Origin of the sequence: Sagittula stellata E-37 (genome assembly GCF_039724765.1) — a bacterium.
GTDB lineage: Bacteria > Pseudomonadota > Alphaproteobacteria > Rhodobacterales > Rhodobacteraceae > Sagittula > Sagittula stellata.
The window spans coordinates 962,475-980,548 of sequence record NZ_CP155729.1; the positions used below are offsets into that span (position 1 = coordinate 962,475).

Sequence of the window (18,074 nt, forward strand, 5' to 3'; positions counted from 1 at the left end):
CCGCCTTTCCGCGAAAACATGCTGGCAACCGCAGCCCGGGCACTTTACATCGTGGCGGACGGCGACGACACTCGACCACGACGCTTATCTCAGCAAAGAAAATCTTATATGGACAAGATCCTGATAACCCGCGCGGGCTTCACCGCGCTCGAAGCAGAATTGAAACAGCTCAAGTCCGTGGAGCGACCGGCCATCATCCAGGCCATCTCGGAGGCGCGCGAACTCGGCGATCTCAAGGAGAATGCCGAATACCATTCCGCGCGCGAAAAGCAGGGCTTCATCGAGGGGCGGATCAAGGAACTCGAAAGCGTGATCGGTCTGGCCGAGGTCATCGATCCGGCTTCGCTGTCTGGCTCCGTCAAGTTCGGCGCCACCGTGACCGTCGTCGACGAGGACACCGACGAGGAGAAGACCTGGCAGATCGTGGGCGAACACGAAGCCTCGATCGAAAAGGGGCTCCTGAACGTGAAATCGCCCATCGCGCGTGCCCTGATCGGCAAGGAAGAGGGTGACAGCGTCGAAGTGCGCACGCCCGGCGGCGAGAAGTCTTACGAGATCCTTTCGGTCTCCTACAAGTAAGCGGGCCAGATGGCGGAACCAAAGGAAGCCCGTCCGACGTTGCCCGGCCTCTACAGCCGGGGCGAGGCGGCGGGCATCACCGCGGTCGAGATCACGGCGCTTGTGCTGTCGGTGATCTGGCTGATCGTGGCATCGTCCTATTTCCTGACCGGCGGTGACACCGGGGCAGAGGGCCTGCGTTTCCTGCAGGTCCTTATGGCGATCGTGCTGCCCGTGGCGATGATCTGGGTGGCCGCCATGGCCATTCGCGCCGCCAGGGTCATGCGCACGGAAAGCGCCCGGCTTCAGGCGGCCATCGACGCGCTGCGCCAGGCTTACGTCGCGCAGTCGCAGGCCGGGAAGGGCCAGCAGCCGCATCCCGCGGTACTGAAGCGGCTCGACGAACTGGGCGGCGGGGTACGCAATCTGGAAACCACGCTGGCCATGCTGGGTGGCATCCGGCAGGCCGATCCCATGGCGCTGCAGGCTCAGGCGAACCAGGCGGAGGACAACCAGCCGACGTTGTCGCTTGGCACGCCTGCCGAGGCGATGCAGCCGCCCCTGTCGAACGAAGACCTGATCCGCGCGCTGCATTTCCCCGAGACGGCCGAGGACGAAGTGGGCTTTGCCGCGCTGCGCCGTGCGCTGCGCGACCGGTCGGCGGCCAAGCTGATCCAGGCCGCACAGGACGTGCTGACCCTGATGAGCCAGGACGGCATCTACATGGACGACCTGCGCCCGGACATGGCCCGGCCCGAGGTCTGGCGCGCCTTCGCGCGGGGCGACCGGGGGCGGACCATTGCGCCGCTGGGGGGCGTGCACGACCGCTCGTCGCTGGCGCTGACCGCCGCACGGATGCGCGAGGACACGATCTTCCGCGATGCGGCACACCATTTCCTGCGGCGCTACGACCAGATGTTCGCCAATGTCGAGCCGGGCTTCTCGGACGAGGACATATCGGCCTTCGCATCGACCCGGACGTCGCGCGCCTTCATGCTGCTCGGGCGGGTCGCGGGCACCTTCGACTGATCGACCCTGGCAGGCCTGCGTGGCGTGACGGGCCGCGCTACAGCCCGAAACTGCCGAACGGGATAAACCGGACAATGTCGCCCGGCGCGATGTCTCTGGCGCCGTCGTCCAGTTCCACAAAGCCCTCAGCCCAGCTCAGTCCCGACACCCGGCCCGATCCTTCGGAGGCGAAGACCTCTGCGCGGCCTTCGCGGATGCGGGCGCGCAGGTATTCCCGACGGCCCGGTTTCTTCCGTTTCGTGAAAGCGGAGGGGACGTCGAATCCCACTGGCGCCTGCCAGCCGGTTCCGGCCAGAAGCCCCATGGCGGGACGTGCGAAGACCAGCGTGCAGACGAAGGCCGCCACCGGGTTGCCCGGCAGACCGAACACCGGAACACCCTGCCACATGCCAAGCGCCAGCGGCCGCCCGGGTTTCAGGGCGATGCGCCATTCGGCAAGGGCGCCGGTGTCGCGCAACAGCGCGGAAACATGGTCTTCGTCGCCTGCCGATGCCCCGCCCGAGGTCAGGATCGCGTCCACCGCGCCGACCGCTCCGTCCAGTCGGGCCCGCAGGACATCCCGGTTGTCGCGCACGTGCCCCAGATCGATTGCTTCGTAACCGAAGCGCGTTGCCATGCTCAGCAGCATCGGGCGGTTGGCGTCGAAGATCTGCCCCGGGGCCGCCCTGTTGCCGGGCTCGACGATCTCGTCGCCGGTGGACAGCACCCCGATCCGCAGCCGCGAGAAAACGGGCAGGGCGGAGTGACCCACTGCAGCGGCCAGCGCCAGATCGGCCGGAGTCAGGACGCGCCCGGCAGACAGGGCCAAGGCGCCCTCGGCCACGTCCTCGCCCGCTTTGCGAGTGTTCGCACCACGCTTCACCGGCCCGCGAAAGGCCACCTGCCCATCGCCCGTGGCGCAATCCTCGTCCAAAACGACGGTGTCGACGCCCTCCGGCAAGGCCGCGCCGGTCAGCACCCGCACAGCGGACCCTTCGGGGACGCGGCCCGCGAACGGCGCCCCGGCGGCGGAACGGCCCTCCACCAGCGGCAGCACCACGTCACCCGCGCCGACAGAGCCACCGGCAAAACCGTAGCCGTCTACGGCGGTGTTGGCCTCTGGCGGGTTGGATCTGTACGCCAACAGGTCTTCTGCCAGCACCCGCCCCAGGCCAGCGTCCAGCGGAACGTGCTCGCGGGCGACGACCGGCGCCAATCGTCGCTGCAGCATCGTCAGGGCCGTGTCGACCGGCGTCCAGTCGACACCCGGGGGAAGGGCAAAACAATCGTTGCGCAAGGGGGGCGGTTTCAGCGGCATATGTCCTGCAACTCCTCTTCGAAACCCAGCCCGAGGATCCAGCCTTCCTCGGCCCGGGCTTCCGGCACGTCGACGGCCAGCATCGCCTCCAACCTGTCCGGGTTCAACCGCCCAATCCCCCGTGCCAGGAAATCGACCTGCACCGCGTCGCGGATGCCCTCTGCCGTGCGCACAACGGGCTCGATCAGACCGGGCCAGACCTCGGTGAAGACGACGGGGGCGTCCAGCGGTTCGAACGGCCAGACGGATACCTGAAACCGTCTTCGCAGACGTGCCAGCACCGGGAGACCCATCAGCACCTGTGACCCGACCGCTCCCGCGCCGGCCAGTTGCCAGACGGTGAAGGTGCCGGGCGACCTCAGTTCGCAGGCGCGCCGGTTGGGAAAGGGGTTCGCATAGCCGGATTTCGTCCGCGACAGTCCCGGCACATCCCGCTTCAGCGCGTTGCCCCAGAATGGCCCGGGCGTGCCGAGCGACAGGTTGATGCGTCCGGCCAGGTCGAAGCGGTTGTTGGCCTTTGGCGTGTCCTCGATCCGCGTATCGAGCCAGTCCCAGAGGTCGAGCACGCTCCCTTCACAGAGCGCCTGCGCCACGCCGACCGGATAGCCGAAGGGGAAATCGAAACCGATCATCAACCGCGCGCCTCCGGCCAGCGCATCGGCGATCCGCTCAGACAGCAGGTCTTCGGCGGTACGGCGGTTGCGGCAATACACAGGGTCGCGGCCTGTCTCGCCGATCCAGATCGCATCGCGTTTGGGGCGTGCGCCGCGGTCGTTGCCGCCGGACCAGTCGACCATCATCACACGGTCGAACATTGCAGCCCCCGGACTGGCGTCACACCTCAGTTGACCCGTGACACCACATAGTCGCTCAACTCGATCAGCAGGTCGCGCAGGCCGCTCGACGGCAGCTTCTGCATGGCGGTCTTCGCGCGTTCCGCCCAGGCGAGGGCCTCTTGCCGGGTTTCTTCGAGCGCGCCGTGGCGTTCGAGCAGGCGCAACGCCTCTTCGAGGTCGCCCTCGCGCTGGTCGCCCTTCTCGATGACCCTTTTCCAGAACGCCTTTTCCGCGTCGTCGGCCTTGGCGAAGGCCTTGATCAGCGGCAGGGTCAGCTTGCGTTCGCGGAAGTCGTCGCCGACGTTCTTGCCGGTCGCGTCGCCGCCCCAATAGTCCAGCAGGTCGTCGACGATCTGGAAGGCAATCCCCAGCGCGTCACCGTAGTCGAACAGCGCACGCACGTCCTCTTCGGGCCGACCGGCGATCACGCCGCCCACCTCGGTCGCGGCCGAGAACAGCGCGGCGGTCTTGCCGCGGACCACCTGCAAGTAGATGTCCTCGGTCGTCGACAGGTCCTGCGCCGCGGTCAGTTGCAGGACCTCGCCCTCTGCGATGGTGGCCGCCGCGTCCGACAGGATGCGCAGGACACGCAGGTTGCCCGTCTCGGTCATCAACTGGAAAGAGCGCGCAAAGAGGTAGTCGCCCACCAGCACCGACGACTTGTTGTCCCAAAGGAGATTCGCCGTCGGCCGTCCGCGGCGCCGCTCGCTTTCGTCCACGACGTCGTCGTGCAGCAGCGTCGCGGTGTGGATGAACTCCACCGTCGCGGCGAGGTGCACGTGATACGGGCCGTCGTAGCCGCAAAGCTTGGCCGAGGCGAGTGTCAGCATGGGCCGCAACCGTTTGCCTCCGGCCTCCACGAGGTGAGCTGTCACCTCCGGAATCCGGGGTGCATGCCGGGAGGCCATACGCTCCCGGATCAGGTCGTTCACCGCCGCCATCTCGGCCACCAGATCGGCTGCGAGGCGTTCATGCGGTTTCATGCGTGGCTGATCCAACATCGCGCTCCTGTCCAAGGCTCGACAAGTGCCGGGCCCTGTCCTTAAATCCCCGTCATGGAAGAGCTTCTGCGCACCACCGACATCACCGTGATCCCGTTGGCCAAGACCCTTCTGGACGCTGAGGGTATAGCCAGCTTTGAGCTGGACGTAAACATGAGCGTCCTCGAAGGATCCATCGGCATATTGCCGCGCCGTCTGATGGTCCTGTCCAGCGATCTGGACCGGGCCCGACGCCTTATGGAGGAGGCCGGAGTGGACATTGCGCGCTGATCCCTTCGCCGCTCCGGACCTGACCCGGGACGCCATGCTTGGCGGGCGGGTGACGGTCCTGCAGCCGCGCCAGGGCTATCGGGCGGGCACCGACCCGGTGATCCTCGCCGCATCGGTTCAGGCCTGTGCCGGAGAGACGGTGCTGGAGCTGGGCTGCGGTGGAGGCGCGGCGCTTTGCTGTCTCGGCTGGCGCGTGCCGGGGCTGACCCTGACAGGGCTGGAGATTCAGCCGGGCTATGCCGATCTCGCCCGCCGGAACCTTGCCGGCAACGGGCTTGCGGGCGAGATCCACGAGGGCGACGTTGCCGCGCCGCCCGCGGCGTTGAAAGCCCGCAGTTTCGACCACGTGATCGCCAATCCCCCTTATTTCGAGACCGGAAAGGGGCTGCTGGCGCTGGACGGTGGACGGGGTAGGGGGCGCACCGGCGACGTGCCGCTTTCGGTCTGGGTCGAGACGGCGGCCCGCCGCCTGAAGCCACGCGGGCACGCGACCTTCATCCAGCGGGTGGAACGGCTGCCCGAACTGATGGCCGCCATGCAGGCGGTGCTGGGGGGACTGGAACTGCTCCCGCTTCTGCCGCGCCCCGGACGTCCGCCGCGACTCGTTCTGCTGCGCGGGCGGAAAGAGGCGCGCACCCCCTTCAGGTTCTATCCGCCGAAGGTGATTCACCCTGAGGATGTGATGGGAAACGGGCGAAAGAATTACTCCGAATGCTTCTTTTCCGTCATGATGGAAGGGGCGGCGTTAACTTTCGAACCCGAAATCGGCTGATTTCCGCAATTCTTGAAGTTTTCGGCAACCCATTTTGCACGCGCCGCGTGACAGATTGATGAAGCTGTGATGCACTGATTGTACCAACCAGCGAAAGGAGGATCCCATGAGCTTGAGTTCGCATCTGCAGGAACTGAAGAAGAAGCACCATGCCCTGTCCGAGGCCGTGGAGCAGGCGCAACGCGCGCCCAGTACCGACGACCTGCAAATCGCGCACCTGAAGAAGCAGAAATTGCGGATCAAAGAGGAGATCACGCGCCTTTCGACTGCCGTCGCCTGACGCGCGGCGGAGCGGCCTGTCCTGGGGCATCCTCTCAGGACAGGTTTCCCGGTCGCGTGGAAAGCAGCGCCCTGCCCGAAATCCCGGGCAGCGCCTTGTTTTCCAGACATCGCTGAATGGATAGCGCCCGCCGAACGTCAGCGGGCTTTGGGCGTTTGCGCAAGGAAATCTGCGAGCGCCAGAGCCTCCGACTGTGCGATCTCGTGGCCGCCGGGATGCCAGAGCGTGTCGACCTCTGCACCCTGCGCCACCATCCAGCTTTCGAACGACCGTGTGAGAGGCGCCGGGCAAATCGGGTCGCGTTCTCCTGCAGTGATGAGAACGCGGGCGCCTTGCAGGCCCGGCTGCGGGGCCGGATCCCACGGGATCAGCGGATGCAGGAAAGCAAGGTCGGTAAACAGGTGCGGCGCGCGCATGACGACGGCTGCGAGGATGTTCGCCCCGTTGGAATAGCCCATGCCGACGACTCGCTGCGCGCCGACACGCGCCTTGGCAGCCTCGACGAATTCCGTCATTGCGGCCGTGCGTGCCCAGAGATCGTCCATGTCGTAGACGCCCTCCGCCTTGCGCCGGAAGTAACGCAGCGCCCCGTGTTCAGAGATGTCCCCACGTGGCGAGATCACATGCGCGTCTTTCAGCACCTGCCGGGGGAAGTCGTGGAACTGGTGTTCGTCGCCGCCCGTGCCGTGGAAGGTGAAGACCAGCGGCGCGCCGGGCACGCCACCGGTCTCGGCAAACGCGTAGTCAGTCATGGAGTGGCTCAAGCTGCCGTTCCAGTTGCGGGCGGAGGTGCTCGTGCTGCGTGGGCAGGCGCAGCGCCTCGCCCAGATGCGCTGTGTCCTCGTCCCGGTCGAACCCCGGCTCATTGGTCGCAACTTCGAACAACACGCCGCCGGGGGTCCGGAAGTAGATCGCCCAGAAGTAATCCCGGTCGATCACGGGAGTCATCTGATAACCGGTGTCCATCAAGGCCTTGCGAACCTCCAACTGCTTTGCGCGGTTGTCGACCGAAAAGGCGATGTGGTGCACGCTGCCCGCGCCCTGGTCTGCGCGCCCAGCGTCCACTTCGGTGATGTCGATCACCTGCGCCTCGTTGCCGTTGGGCACGCGGAATCGGGTGACGTTGTTCTGCGAGTCGTCCTTCTCGTACCCCATGAAGCGCAGCAGTTGGGCACTGGCCTGCGCGTCCCGCTGCGACAGGCGCAGATCGGCGGAATGGAACCCGCGGATCGCGACATCCGCAGGGACATCGGCAACCCAGGGCGCGCGTTCGTCATCGGCACCGACAAGCGCAAACCCGTCGCCGTCCGGTCCCTTGAACATCAGCCGTTCCTCGCCAAGCCGGTCCGTGCGGACCAGCCCGTCGACCTTGTGCTCGGCCAGCCGGGTTTCCCAGTAGGGCAGGGCGTCCTTCGGCACGGCGAACGCCGTCGTCCCGACTTCACCGGTGCCGGGATGGCCGCGGCTGGCGTTCGGGAAGGGGAAGTAGGTCATCACCGTGCCGGGCGTGCCAATCTCGTCGCCGTAGTAAAGATGGTAGACGTCCGGCGCATCGAAGTTCACGGTCTTCTTGACCCGTCGCAGACCGAGAACCTTGGTGAAGAAGGCGTTGTTCTCCTGCGCGCCCGAAGCGAGCGAGGTCACGTGGTGCAGTCCGTTGATCTGGGTGAGCATTGATCGTCTCCTGTCGTGTTGACAACACTCCATATAGATCGTGCGTCAGCGTGGCATATCCTTGAAATTTGCGCCCACATGGTGATTTTTCGCACAGATCTGTTCGCTATGGCCGTGCGGCGCTCATGCGAACGCAAGCGAGAAAGGATGCTCAAACGTCTCGCGACGAAACGGGTCGACGATTTTGCTGAAATGGATTTATACTGTTGCAGCAGTACAACTGCGGATCGCGAATGTGTTTAAGAGTTTTCATAGGAGAGTAAATTGGTACTCATCGGTCACTTGGTCGACATCGACCCCGGCAAAGGCGCCCCGAAATATGTCTGGCTCCATCGAAAGACCGGCGATCATTATTCGAAATTCCAGCTGCAACAGAAAGGCCGGTTCTTTCTTGGTGACAGGTTGGAGGTTCCGGCCAACATGAAAGTGGCCGCGATCCATTACGTTATCGGAGTTTTCGTATTGCGGGGCGGCTATACCTACGAAATTGCCAAGAGCGAGGTCTTCACTCTGGATGCAAGCATGCGCCGGGAAAAGATCGACTTCTTTTTTGGCAAGGAACCGATGAAGCCGCTGCGCCCGCAATTCGGCGCTACCATCGAAGGCTGATGAAAACGCCTCATGCGGGTGAGCGGCGGTCCCCTACGAGACCGCCGCCTTATGAGATCTTACGGATGATCAGACGAAGAACTGTGCGCCGTTGGCCGAGATCGTGGAGCCGTTGATGAAGCCCGCGTCGTCGGACGCGAGGAACACGACGCACCGCGCGATTTCTTCCGGCTCGCCAAGGCGGCCCGCAGGGATCTGACCGATGATCGATTCACGCACCTTCTCGGGCACGGCCATGACCATCTCGGTCGCGATGTAGCCGGGGCAGATGGCGTTGGCGGTGATGCCGGCGCGGGCGCCTTCCTGTGCCAGCGACTTCACGATGCCAAGATCGCCCGCCTTGGTCGCGGCATAGTTCACCTGGGCAAACTGGCCTTTCTGGCCGTTGATCGACGAGATCACGATGATACGGCCGAACTTGCGCTCGCGCATGCCGGGCCAGACCGGGTGGACGGTGTTGAATACGCCGGTGAGGTTGGTGTCGATCACTTCGTTCCACTGCGCGGGCGTCATTTTGTGGAACGGTGCGTCACGGGTGATGCCCGCATTGGCGACGACAACGTCGATCGGGCCCAGATCCGCCTCGACCTGCGCGATGCCGGCCTTGGACGATTCGTAGTCCGCGACGTTCCATTTGTAGGTCTTGATACCCGTGTCGGCGGTGAAAGCGGCGGCCTTCTCGTCGTTGCCTGCATAGGTGGCGGCGACAGTGTAGCCCTCCGCCTTCAGCGCCTTCGAGATGGCTTCACCAATGCCGCGGCTGCCGCCGGTAACGAGTGCTACTCTTGCCATGGGAACTCCTCCAGTCAGTGGCTTGATCTTTGGTAACTTTGTTACCGGCTTGTTTGCGATGGCGCAACAAAGTTGCTCTGAATTTCTTCGCTTCCGCGATTTTTGTTGAGACTTTTTCCTTAGCCCCGCGCGAGGTAGCGCTCTGCGTCGCGTTCCCCCAAGGCCCAGGTGTCCCGCAGCTTCTGCGGATCGGTGAAGTCGATCTTGTCGGCCGGAGTTTCCTTGCCCGGCCAGACGTAGGTGCGGCCCGCCACGTCGGGCAGCTTTTTGTATTCGCGGGTCAACAGCACCAGCGTCTCGCCCTCGTCCGGGTCCGGCATCGGCGCCTGGTCGGCCATGCCGCCGTCGACCACCCGCCGTCCTTCCCACAGGGGCGGTTCGAAAACCGGCGGGATCACGGCAGCGGCGCTGACGAGATCCGCGAGCCGCCCGTTGCGCGCCGCGGCTTTCGCGTCGATCAGGTTCGACGTCAGGCCCATCTTCTCGGCCCAATTGAAATGCGGCGATCCGACGATGTGCAGTTCCGCCTCGTAGGTCGCGGCCAGGGCGGTGCCGGTCAGCGTCGCAAGCCCGGTCTCGGGCGGGTGGGCGATCTGGATCTGGAAGGCGGGACCCTGGGCGATCCTGCGGGCGGCCTCGTCATTCAGCACACGGCCGACGACGTCGCAGTACAGCTCCTGATGCGGGGTGATGCCGTTCTTGTCCGCCTCGAACAGGTCGATGTTCGTGTCGCGTCGTTCAAAAGCCGCGCACATCGTGTCCAGCAGGCGGTGCTCGATGCCCGCGATCCACGCGGCGCCGGCCAGTGCGCCGCCACTCACGCCGGTGATGCGTTTCGGCGCGAAGGACATGTCCTGCGCAAGCCGGGTCAGGAAGCCGCCCTGCCAGAAACAGCGCAGCCCTCCACCGGAAAAGACGATCTGGGCGGGGTCTTCGGGGAGACTTGGCATGAAAGGAAACGGGCCCCGAAGGGCCCGCCTCTGGTCCGTCTTACGGGCGCTCGACGCAGAGCGCGACGCCCATGCCGCCGCCGATGCAGAGCGTTGCGAGACCCTTCTTGGCATCGCGGCGCTTCATCTCGAACAGCAGGGTGTTCAGGACGCGCGCGCCCGAAGCGCCGATCGGGTGACCGATGGCGATGGCGCCGCCGTTCACGTTCACGATGGACGGGTCCCAACCCATGTCCTTGTTCACGGCGCAGGCCTGGGCGGCGAAGGCTTCGTTTGCTTCAACGAGGTCGAGGTCGTCGACCGACCAGCCAGCCTTTTCCAGCGCCTTGCGCGAAGCGTAGATCGGGCCGACACCCATGACCGACGGGTCGAGGCCGGCGGTCGCGTAGGATGCGATGCGGGCCAGCGGCTCGATCCCGCGCTTCTCGGCTTCGTCGGCGGACATCAGCAGGACACCCGCCGCGCCGTCGTTCAGGCCGGAGGCGTTGGCCGCGGTGACGGAACCGTCCTTGGTGAAGGCCGGGCGCAGTTTCTGCATGGCTTCCATCGTGGCGCCGTGGCGGATGTACTCATCCTTGTCCATGACGATATCGCCCTTGCGGGTCTTGATGGTGAAGGGGATCACCTCGTCGTCGAACTTGCCGGCCTTTTGCGCGGCCTCGGCCTTGTTTTGCGACGCGACGGCGAATTCGTCCTGCATCTCGCGGGTGATCTGCCACTGGTCCGCCACGTTCTCGGCGGTCTGACCCATGTGGTAGCCGTTGAATGCGTCCCACAGGCCGTCCTTGATCATCGTGTCGATGTACTTCACATCGCCCATCTTGTGCGCCTGCCGCAGGTTCTGCGCATGGGGGCTCATGGACATGTTTTCCTGGCCGCCGGCACAGACGATGGAGGCGTCGCCCAGCATGATGTGCTGTGCACCCAGGGCAACGGCGCGGAGGCCCGAGCCGCAGACCTGGTTGATACCCCAGGCCGCCGATTCCTTCGGGAGACCCGCGTTGATGTGCGCCTGGCGGGCGGGGTTCTGGCCCTGCGCGGCTGTCAGCACCTGGCCCAGGATGGTTTCGGAAACGTCTTCCTTCGCAATACCGGCGCGGGCGACCAGCGCCTCCAGCACGGCAGCACCCAGATCGTGCGCCGGAGTATTGGCAAACGAGCCGCCAAAGCTGCCGACGCCGGTGCGTGCAGCGCTTGCGATAACGACATTGGTCATGTGGTGTCCTCCTGGCCAAGCGTAAGTTTAATCGCGAGCCCGCGGGGCGCGGACCGCTTCTGTGTCGCCTGTCGAGGACATGAACTAAACGATTTCTTCACCCTTCAAAAGAGGCAGGGTGTCTCAGAGAGACGTGACGTCAGGCTTGACGGCGCGTTTGGTCGGCCTGCCATGCCGGTGTGACGGTGGGCGCGGCGTAGAGATAGCCCTGAAGGCAATCGACACCGAGACCGGCAAGACAGGTCGCATCTGCCTGTGTTTCGACGCATTCGGCGACGGTGAACATGTCGAAATGCTCGGCAATGCTGACCATCGCGCCGACGAGAACCTGATTGTCGGGATCCTTTGCGACGCCTCGGCAGAAGGCGCCGTCGATCTTGAGAATGTCGAAGCTGAAGTCCTTGAAGTGCCGCAGCGCGGTGTAGCCAGAGCCGAAATCGTCGATGGCGAAGGTGATTCCCTTCTTTCGCAGGTCGTCCATGAAGGTCGTGACCAGTTCCGGAACGAGCATGGCGGAATGTTCCGTGATCTCCAGAATCAGACGTTCGGCCACTGTGGGATCGTCTGCGATGCCGCGCTGAAGCGTGCGCATCCACTTCTTGTAGCCGATGGATCGCGCCGACATGTTGATGGACAGCCGCAGCCGGGGGACGCGTCGCAGCTCCAACAGGCCCTTTTCAAGCGCGATGCAATCCAGGAGGCGCCCAAATTCCGTGTCTTCGACGGTATCCATGAACTCGCCCGCGGGAATCACCCGCCCGGTGTCGTCCAGCACGCGAACCAGCCCTTCCTGGAACGCGATCCTGTCCGGTTGCGCCGCCTGCATGACCGGCTGGAAGGCGAGGATGACCTGGCGGTGCTGGATCGCACGGCGTACCATGTCCATGACGCCCGCGTCGCGCGCATCGACCGCGTGTTCCAGGGCATTGCGAGGGCCGGTGTTGATCTTCGGCATGGGAGGCGCTCCGTATTCGCCGCGAGGTCGCGACTTGGGCATTTGACCGGCGGGGGGTTAAGTCCGACTTAAAGTTCGCCTTCGCGTCGAATTGGCCAGATCGGGTGGGCCAAGGCTTGACTCTGGACCGGGGCAGTGTATTTGGGCCGCTCCATTGGTGTTGGTGGCCCCCGCAAGGGGATGCCTGTCACTCCGGGGCGCGGGGCAACCCGTCCGGGGAGAGGACAACGCCCTTCGAAACACAAGAAGGAGATCAGCCGTGACCAAACGCACGACTGCCAAGTACAAGATCGACCGCCGTATGGGCGAAAACATCTGGGGCCGCCCGAAGTCCCCGGTCAACCGCCGCGAATACGGCCCCGGCCAGCACGGCCAGCGCCGCAAGCAGAAGATGTCCGACTTCGGCCTTCAGCTGCGCGCCAAGCAAAAGCTCAAGGGCTACTACGGCGACCTGACCGAAAAGCAGTTCCGCCGCATCTTCTCGGACGCGGAACGTGCGAAGGGTGACACCGGCGAGCTGCTGATCGGCCTGCTCGAGCGCCGCCTCGACGCCGTCGTCTACCGCGCCAAGTTCGTGCCGACCGTCTTCGCCGCCCGCCAGTTCGTGAACCACGGCCACGTCCTGGTGAACGGCCAGCGCGTCAACATCCCGTCCTACCGCGTGAAGGAAGGCGACGTGATCGAGGTCCGCGAGAAGTCCAAGCAGATGGCCGCCATCCTCGAAGCGACCCAGCTGCCGGAGCGTGACGTTCCCGACTACATCGAAGTCGACCACAACAAGCTGACCGCGTCCTTCGTGCGCACTCCGGGTCTCTCGGATGTGCCGTACCCGGTGATGATGGAGCCGAACCTGGTCATCGAATATTACGCGCAGAACTAAGCGTTATCCGGCTTTGCCGGAATGTATTTCGGGGCCGTCCTTCGGGGCGGCCCTTTCGCGTTTCCGGGGCGGGGGCTGGTTTGGTGGCCGACATGGTCTGCCGTCCCAATGCCCCGTTCCGCGATTCGTGCGGAGCCTCCCAAGGGCCGCGCCGCCTGACAGCGTGGGACAGAAAAGGTGCGGGAATGCGTTGCGCGGCGACCGAGGGCGGACAAAACAAAACCGCCGCGGCCATTCAAGGCGCACGGCGGTTTGAAATCAAAGGGACGTTGTGCCCCTGAGTTCAGACGTACATGACATCGCGGAACACGTGACGTGCGATGTCTTCGCGCTTCAGGCCGCGCTTCGCGAGCTGTTCGTCGGACATTGCCTGCAGACGCTCAAGTTCCTTCATGCGGTGGCTGCTCTCGGCGATACGGGCAAGGCCCTCCATCATGCCGTTGAACATGTCCGCCAGAACGTTGCGGCGCGGTGCGCTCTCGTGAGTGATATGTGCCATAATCTTGCCTCTTCGGTTGGGTTACCCCCGTTGGCAACAAGTTATGCCGCAGCGCGGCAATCATCCAGTGCAGATGCAGCATACCCGCCACAGCCCCGGTGCATGGCTGGGGCACGGCCCTTCGCGACCCCTCCCGTGCGGCTCCGGAAACCCCGGTTCCGCCGACACGGCGCGGTGTCGGCCGACGACAAACGGCCACTGGACCTTTGACCTCCCGGACCTTATCACGCCACCGGATACCCGCCCGCCGCCACGTCCCCGGAGGAATACATGTCGCGCTATGACCCCGCCAGCATCGAGCCGAAGTGGCAGAAGGCCTGGGAAGAGGCCCTGACGTTCAGGGCCACCCGTGAAGGCGACAAGCCCAAGTACTACGTGCTGGAGATGTTTCCCTATCCTTCGGGCCGCATCCACATCGGTCACGTCCGCAACTACACGATGGGCGACGTGATCGCGCGCTACAAGAAGCAGAACGGGTTCAACGTGCTGCACCCCATGGGGTTCGACGCCTTCGGGATGCCGGCAGAGAACGCGGCGATGGCGTCCGGCGGGCACCCGAAGGACTGGACCTACGGCAACATCGACACGATGGTCGGCCAGATGAAGCCGCTGGGCTTCGGGCTCGACTGGTCGCGCATGTTCGCCACCTGCGACCCGGAGTACTACGGCCAGCAGCAGGCGCTGTTCATTGACATGCTGTCCGAGGGACTGGTCTACCGCAAGAACGCCGTGGTGAACTGGGACCCGGTCGACATGACCGTTCTGGCGAACGAGCAGGTGATCGACGGCAAGGGCTGGCGGTCCGGCGCCGAGGTCGAGCGCCGCGAACTGACGCAGTGGTTCTTCAAGATTTCCGACATGGCCGGTGAGCTTCTGGATGCCATCGACGGGCTGGACGACTGGCCCGCGAAGGTGAAGCTGATGCAGGCCAACTGGATCGGCCGGTCGCGCGGGTTGCAGTTCGCCTGGTCTCTGACGGAGCCGTCGCACGGGTTCGAGGCCATCGATGTCTATACCACCCGCCCCGACACGCTGTTGGGCGCGTCCTTCCTGGGCCTCTCGCCGGATCACCCGCTGACAAAGGCGCTTGAGAAGGACAATCCGGACCTGGCGCAGGCCGTCGCGGCGATGCGCAGGGGCGGCACCACCGAAGAGGCGCTGGAAAAGGCGGAGAAACTGGGCTTCGACACCGGGCTGAAGGTGAAGCACCCCCTCGACCCGTCGTGGGAAGTGCCGGTCTGGATCGCCAACTTCATCCTGATGGACTATGGCACGGGCGCGATCTTTGGCTCTCCGGCGCACGACCAGCGCGACCTCGACTTCTGCCGCAAGTACGGCCTGCCGGTGATCGACACCTTCCTGTCGCTCAAAGACCCCGAGCCTGTGACCGACACCGCCTTCATCCCGCCGAAGACGGAGAAGGTGAAGTGGATCGACCACTTCGCCGGGCTCGACGTGGCCACCGGGCAGGAAGCCGTCGACACCACCATCGACTGGATGGAGGCGAAGGGCATGGGTCAGGGCGTCGAGAAGTTCCGCCTGCGCGACTGGGGCCTTTCCCGCCAGCGCTATTGGGGCTGCCCGATCCCGGTCGTGCATTGCGACGATTGCGGCGTGGTGCCGGAGAAGAAGGAAAACCTGCCGGTCCGGCTGCCCGACGACGTCACCTTCGACGTGCCGGGCAACCCGCTCGACCGTCACCCGACGTGGCGCGACTGCGCGTGCCCGACCTGCGGCAAGCCTGCGAAGCGCGAGACCGACACGATGGACACCTTCGTGGACTCCTCGTGGTACTTCGCCCGCTTCACCGCGCCGCACGCCGAGACGCCCACCGACCTGGAAGACGCCGCCTATTGGATGAACGTAGACCAGTACATCGGCGGCATCGAGCACGCGATCCTGCACCTGCTCTACTCGCGCTTCTTCGCCCGGGCGATGATCCGCACCGGCCACCTGCCGGAAAAATCCGCCGAGCCGTTCAACGCGCTCTTCACGCAGGGCATGGTCACGCACGCGATCTACCAGACCAAGGGGACAGACGGCCGCCCGGTGTACCACTACCCGGAGGACGTCGAACTGCGCGATGGCGGCGGTTTCCTGAAGGATGGCACGCAGGTGGAGGTCATCCCCTCGGCCAAGATGTCCAAGTCGAAGAACAATGTTGTGGACCCGATGAACATCATCGCCACATACGGCGCCGACACCGCGCGCTGGTTCGTGCTGTCCGACTCGCCCCCCGAGCGGGACGTGGAATGGACCGCCGCCGGGGCAGAGGCCGCGTCGAAGCACCTGGCCCGCGTTTTCCGCATCGCCTCCGAGATCGCAGGGGCCGACGTGCCGCCGACGCAGGAGGATGCCGCGCTCCTGAAAGAGACGCACAAGGCGATCCACGACGTGACGATGGGTGTCGAAAGCTTCGGCTTCAACGCCGCCATCGCCAAGCTGTATGCCTTCACAAACACTCTGTCGAAGTCCCGCGCAGGAACCGAGACGAAGCGCTTCGCCGCACGGACGCTTGCGCAGCTCATGTCGCCGATGACCCCGCACCTTTCAGAGGAAATCTGGCAGGCGCTGGGTGGCGAGGGTCTGATCGCCGTTGCGGCATGGCCCAAGGCCGATCCGAAGATGCTGGTCGAAGATACCGTCACGCTGCCGATCCAGGTCAACGGCAAACGCCGGGGCGAGATCGACGTGCCGAAGGATCTGGCGAAGGAAGAGGTTGAAAAGCTGGTCCTTGCGCACGAAGCTGTGGTGAAGGCTCTCGACGGGGGCCAGCCGAAGAAGCTGATCGTGGTGCCGGGGCGGATCGTGAATGTGGTCGTCTGAGACGAGAACGGGAAACCTGAACCGCCGCGCGGTGCTCGCGGGCCTCGGTGCGCTGACCCTGTCGCTTGCGGCCTGCGGTTTCACGCCGGTCTACGCGCCGGGCGGCGGCGGGGCGCAACTGCTGAACGCCGTGGCGCTTCAGGCCCCGGACAACGACCGCCGCTACGTCTTCAATCGCCGGTTTGAAGAGCGTCTGGGCCGTCCCGCAAGCGGTGCCCCCTACGCGCTGGCGGTGCGGATCCAGGTGACGGAACAGGACATCGGCGTAACTTCGACAGGCAACATCACGCGTTACCGCCTGATCGGCCGGGTTTTCTACACCCTCACCGACGCCACCACCGGTGCGGTTCTGCACGACGGACGGACCAATGCCTTCACCGGGTATTCCACGACTGGTTCGACCGTGGCGACCAGCGCCGCAGAGCGCGACGCGCAGGAACGCCTTATGGTGATCCTGGCTGACCAGATGATCGACGACCTGTTGTTGCGCGCCGCCGACTTCCCGGCCCCCGCGTCGCCCGCATGAAGCTGACGCCGCGCGACGCCGACGCCTTCTTCCGCAAGCCCGATCCCAAGGCGGCGGGTGTGCTGATCTACGGCGAAGACACGATGCGTGTCGCGATGAAACGGCAGGAGCTGGTCGCCAATCTCACCGGTCCGGGCGCGGACGAGGAAATGCGTATAACACGCCTGAACGGGGCCGAGCTGCGCCGCGATCCAGCAGCGCTTCTGGACGCGGTGAAGGCAACGGGTTTCTTTCCGGGCGCCCGCGCCGTTGTCGTCGAAGAGGCCGGGGACGGCGTGACCGACGCGTTGAAAGCGGCGCTGGACGACTGGCAGGAAGGCGACGCCACAATCGTCGCGACCGGTGGGTCGCTGGCCGCCAAATCCGCTCTGCGCAAGCTTTTCGAAGGCTCCAAACGCGCCTTCGCTGCAGCGCTTTACAACAACGCACTCACGCGGTCGGAGATCGAGGCGGAGCTGAAACGCGCCGGCATCTCCGAGGTCGGCCGCGATGCGATGGGCGCGCTCGAAGGGCTGGGGCGGGACCTGACGCCGGGCGATTTCCGCATGACGCTGGAGAAGATCGCGCTTTACAAGTTGGACGACAGCGCGCCGCTTTCGGTCGCGGAGGTCGAGCTTAACGCCCCGGCGTCCTTCGAGGCGGACATGGACGACGTGTTCCACATCCTCGCGGAAGGCCGGACCGGGGAAATCGCGCCGGTGATGCAGCGTCTTTCGGGGCAGGGGGTGGCGCCGGTAACCTTGCTGATCATGGGAACCCGACATTTCCGAATGCTGTATACGCTCGCTTCGGCGCCCGGCGGTCCGGCGCAGGGCATCGGACGGCTGCGGCCTCCGGTCTACGGGCCAAGACGGGACCGCATCCTGCGCCAGGCACAGGGCTGGCGCCTGGACCGGTTGGAGTCGGCGCTCGAATTGCTCATGGACGCAGACCTTACCCTGCGCAGCGCGGGCCAGAAGGCCCCGGCCTTCGCGCTGGTCGAGCGCGCCTTCGTACGTCTGGCCCACCTCGCGCGGCGATAGGCGCGTGCCAAGGCGCCCGTGACCGTGGTCCTGAAAACCGTCAGCACGTCGGGGTTGAGCGATTTGCCGCCAACGTACCTCA

20 protein-coding genes are annotated in these 18,074 nt (G+C 65.1%); 10 read left to right on the plus strand and 10 right to left on the minus strand.

What is annotated here, in order from left to right:
- Positions 1–108: 108 nt before the first annotated feature.
- Together greA and ABFK29_RS04525 are read left to right on the plus strand one after the other, a co-directional pair.
- Positions 109–579, plus strand: a complete 471-nt coding sequence (greA, locus tag ABFK29_RS04520) for a transcription elongation factor GreA (protein ID WP_005855079.1) — start codon at positions 109–111, stop codon at positions 577–579.
- A gap of 9 nt (positions 580–588) precedes the next feature.
- Positions 589–1,587 carry a hypothetical protein gene (locus tag ABFK29_RS04525; RefSeq protein WP_005855081.1) on the plus strand — a complete coding sequence of 333 codons (999 nt, stop codon included), beginning with the start codon at positions 589–591 and terminating at the stop codon, positions 1,585–1,587.
- 37 nt (positions 1,588–1,624) lie between these two features.
- Here the strand turns inward: ABFK29_RS04525 and ABFK29_RS04530 are convergent, their stop codons facing one another.
- Genes ABFK29_RS04530 through ABFK29_RS04540 form a run of 3 tightly spaced genes read right to left on the minus strand, consistent with a single transcriptional unit; the run spans position 1,625 to position 4,703 of the window.
- A complete protein-coding gene (locus tag ABFK29_RS04530) occupies positions 1,625–2,884 on the minus strand; it encodes a molybdopterin-binding protein (RefSeq protein ID WP_005855083.1) in 1,260 nt (419 codons plus the stop codon).
- Positions 2,875–3,699 carry a hypothetical protein gene (locus ABFK29_RS04535; RefSeq protein WP_005855086.1) on the minus strand — a complete coding sequence of 275 codons (825 nt, stop codon included), beginning with the start codon at positions 3,697–3,699 and terminating at the stop codon, positions 2,875–2,877. The genes ABFK29_RS04530 and ABFK29_RS04535 overlap by 10 nt, the downstream gene beginning before the upstream one ends.
- 26 nt (positions 3,700–3,725) lie before the next feature.
- Complete coding sequence (locus tag ABFK29_RS04540; protein ID WP_005855089.1) at positions 3,726–4,703, minus strand: polyprenyl synthetase family protein; 978 nt, start codon at positions 4,701–4,703, stop codon at positions 3,726–3,728.
- Positions 4,704–4,775: 72 nt separating this feature from the next.
- Between ABFK29_RS04540 and ABFK29_RS04545 the strand changes: the two genes are divergently transcribed.
- The 3 genes from ABFK29_RS04545 to ABFK29_RS04555 all read left to right on the plus strand — a co-directional run bounded on the left by ABFK29_RS04545 (position 4,776) and on the right by ABFK29_RS04555 (position 6,043).
- Positions 4,776–4,991, plus strand: a complete 216-nt coding sequence (locus ABFK29_RS04545) for a DUF2007 domain-containing protein (RefSeq protein WP_005855091.1) — start codon at positions 4,776–4,778, stop codon at positions 4,989–4,991.
- Positions 4,992–5,025: 34 nt separating this feature from the next.
- Positions 5,026–5,763 (plus strand): tRNA1(Val) (adenine(37)-N6)-methyltransferase, encoded by a 738-nt coding sequence (locus ABFK29_RS04550; RefSeq protein ID WP_005855093.1) that lies wholly within the window; start codon positions 5,026–5,028, stop codon positions 5,761–5,763.
- Positions 5,764–5,869: 106 nt separating this feature from the next.
- Positions 5,870–6,043, plus strand: coding sequence for a YdcH family protein (locus ABFK29_RS04555; RefSeq protein WP_005855095.1), 174 nt, complete (start codon positions 5,870–5,872; stop codon positions 6,041–6,043).
- A gap of 137 nt (positions 6,044–6,180) precedes the next feature.
- Here the strand turns inward: ABFK29_RS04555 and ABFK29_RS04560 are convergent, their stop codons facing one another.
- Entirely contained in the window at positions 6,181–6,795 is a 615-nt protein-coding gene (locus tag ABFK29_RS04560; RefSeq protein WP_005855097.1) for an alpha/beta hydrolase, read from the minus strand.
- Positions 6,788–7,717 (minus strand): VOC family protein, encoded by a 930-nt coding sequence (locus ABFK29_RS04565; protein WP_005855099.1) that lies wholly within the window; start codon positions 7,715–7,717, stop codon positions 6,788–6,790. The genes ABFK29_RS04560 and ABFK29_RS04565 overlap by 8 nt, the downstream gene beginning before the upstream one ends.
- 264 nt (positions 7,718–7,981) lie before the next feature.
- Between ABFK29_RS04565 and ABFK29_RS04570 the strand changes: the two genes are divergently transcribed.
- Positions 7,982–8,326, plus strand: coding sequence for a hypothetical protein (locus ABFK29_RS04570; protein WP_040604032.1), 345 nt, complete (start codon positions 7,982–7,984; stop codon positions 8,324–8,326).
- A 69-nt stretch (positions 8,327–8,395) separates the two neighbouring features.
- Here ABFK29_RS04570 and phbB read toward each other — a convergent pair whose 3' ends face one another.
- The 4 genes from phbB to ABFK29_RS04590 all read right to left on the minus strand — a co-directional run bounded on the left by phbB (position 8,396) and on the right by ABFK29_RS04590 (position 12,239).
- On the minus strand, positions 8,396–9,118 hold the full coding sequence (gene phbB / locus ABFK29_RS04575; RefSeq protein ID WP_005855103.1) for an acetoacetyl-CoA reductase: 723 nt from the start codon (positions 9,116–9,118) through the stop codon (positions 8,396–8,398).
- A 119-nt stretch (positions 9,119–9,237) separates the two neighbouring features.
- Complete coding sequence (locus tag ABFK29_RS04580; protein ID WP_005855104.1) at positions 9,238–10,068, minus strand: patatin-like phospholipase family protein; 831 nt, start codon at positions 10,066–10,068, stop codon at positions 9,238–9,240.
- Between the two features lie 40 nt (positions 10,069–10,108).
- Positions 10,109–11,284, minus strand: coding sequence for an acetyl-CoA C-acetyltransferase (locus tag ABFK29_RS04585; RefSeq protein WP_005855106.1), 1,176 nt, complete (start codon positions 11,282–11,284; stop codon positions 10,109–10,111).
- A gap of 139 nt (positions 11,285–11,423) precedes the next feature.
- On the minus strand, positions 11,424–12,239 hold the full coding sequence (locus ABFK29_RS04590) for an EAL domain-containing protein (RefSeq protein ID WP_005855108.1): 816 nt from the start codon (positions 12,237–12,239) through the stop codon (positions 11,424–11,426).
- A 259-nt stretch (positions 12,240–12,498) separates the two neighbouring features.
- Between ABFK29_RS04590 and rpsD the strand changes: the two genes are divergently transcribed.
- On the plus strand, positions 12,499–13,119 hold the full coding sequence (gene rpsD / locus ABFK29_RS04595; RefSeq protein WP_005855110.1) for a 30S ribosomal protein S4: 621 nt from the start codon (positions 12,499–12,501) through the stop codon (positions 13,117–13,119).
- Between the two features lie 283 nt (positions 13,120–13,402).
- On the opposite strand, the gene ABFK29_RS04600 is transcribed toward rpsD, so the two are convergent.
- The gene (locus tag ABFK29_RS04600; protein ID WP_005855112.1) at positions 13,403–13,618 is read right to left on the minus strand and encodes a hypothetical protein; all 216 of its coding nucleotides are present in this window, start codon (positions 13,616–13,618) and stop codon (positions 13,403–13,405) included.
- A gap of 270 nt (positions 13,619–13,888) precedes the next feature.
- Here ABFK29_RS04600 and leuS point away from each other — a divergent pair, with 270 nt between their 5' ends.
- From leuS to holA, 3 genes are read left to right on the plus strand one after another with little or no spacing between them, the layout of a single operon-like run.
- Positions 13,889–16,444, plus strand: coding sequence for a leucine--tRNA ligase (leuS, locus tag ABFK29_RS04605; protein WP_005855114.1), 2,556 nt, complete (start codon positions 13,889–13,891; stop codon positions 16,442–16,444).
- Entirely contained in the window at positions 16,431–16,970 is a 540-nt protein-coding gene (gene lptE / locus ABFK29_RS04610) for an LPS assembly lipoprotein LptE (RefSeq protein ID WP_005855115.1), read from the plus strand. Before leuS ends, lptE begins: the two co-directional genes overlap by 14 nt.
- Complete coding sequence (gene holA / locus ABFK29_RS04615; protein WP_005855117.1) at positions 16,967–17,992, plus strand: DNA polymerase III subunit delta; 1,026 nt, start codon at positions 16,967–16,969, stop codon at positions 17,990–17,992. The genes lptE and holA overlap by 4 nt, the downstream gene beginning before the upstream one ends.
- Positions 17,993–18,074: the final 82 nt, after the last annotated feature.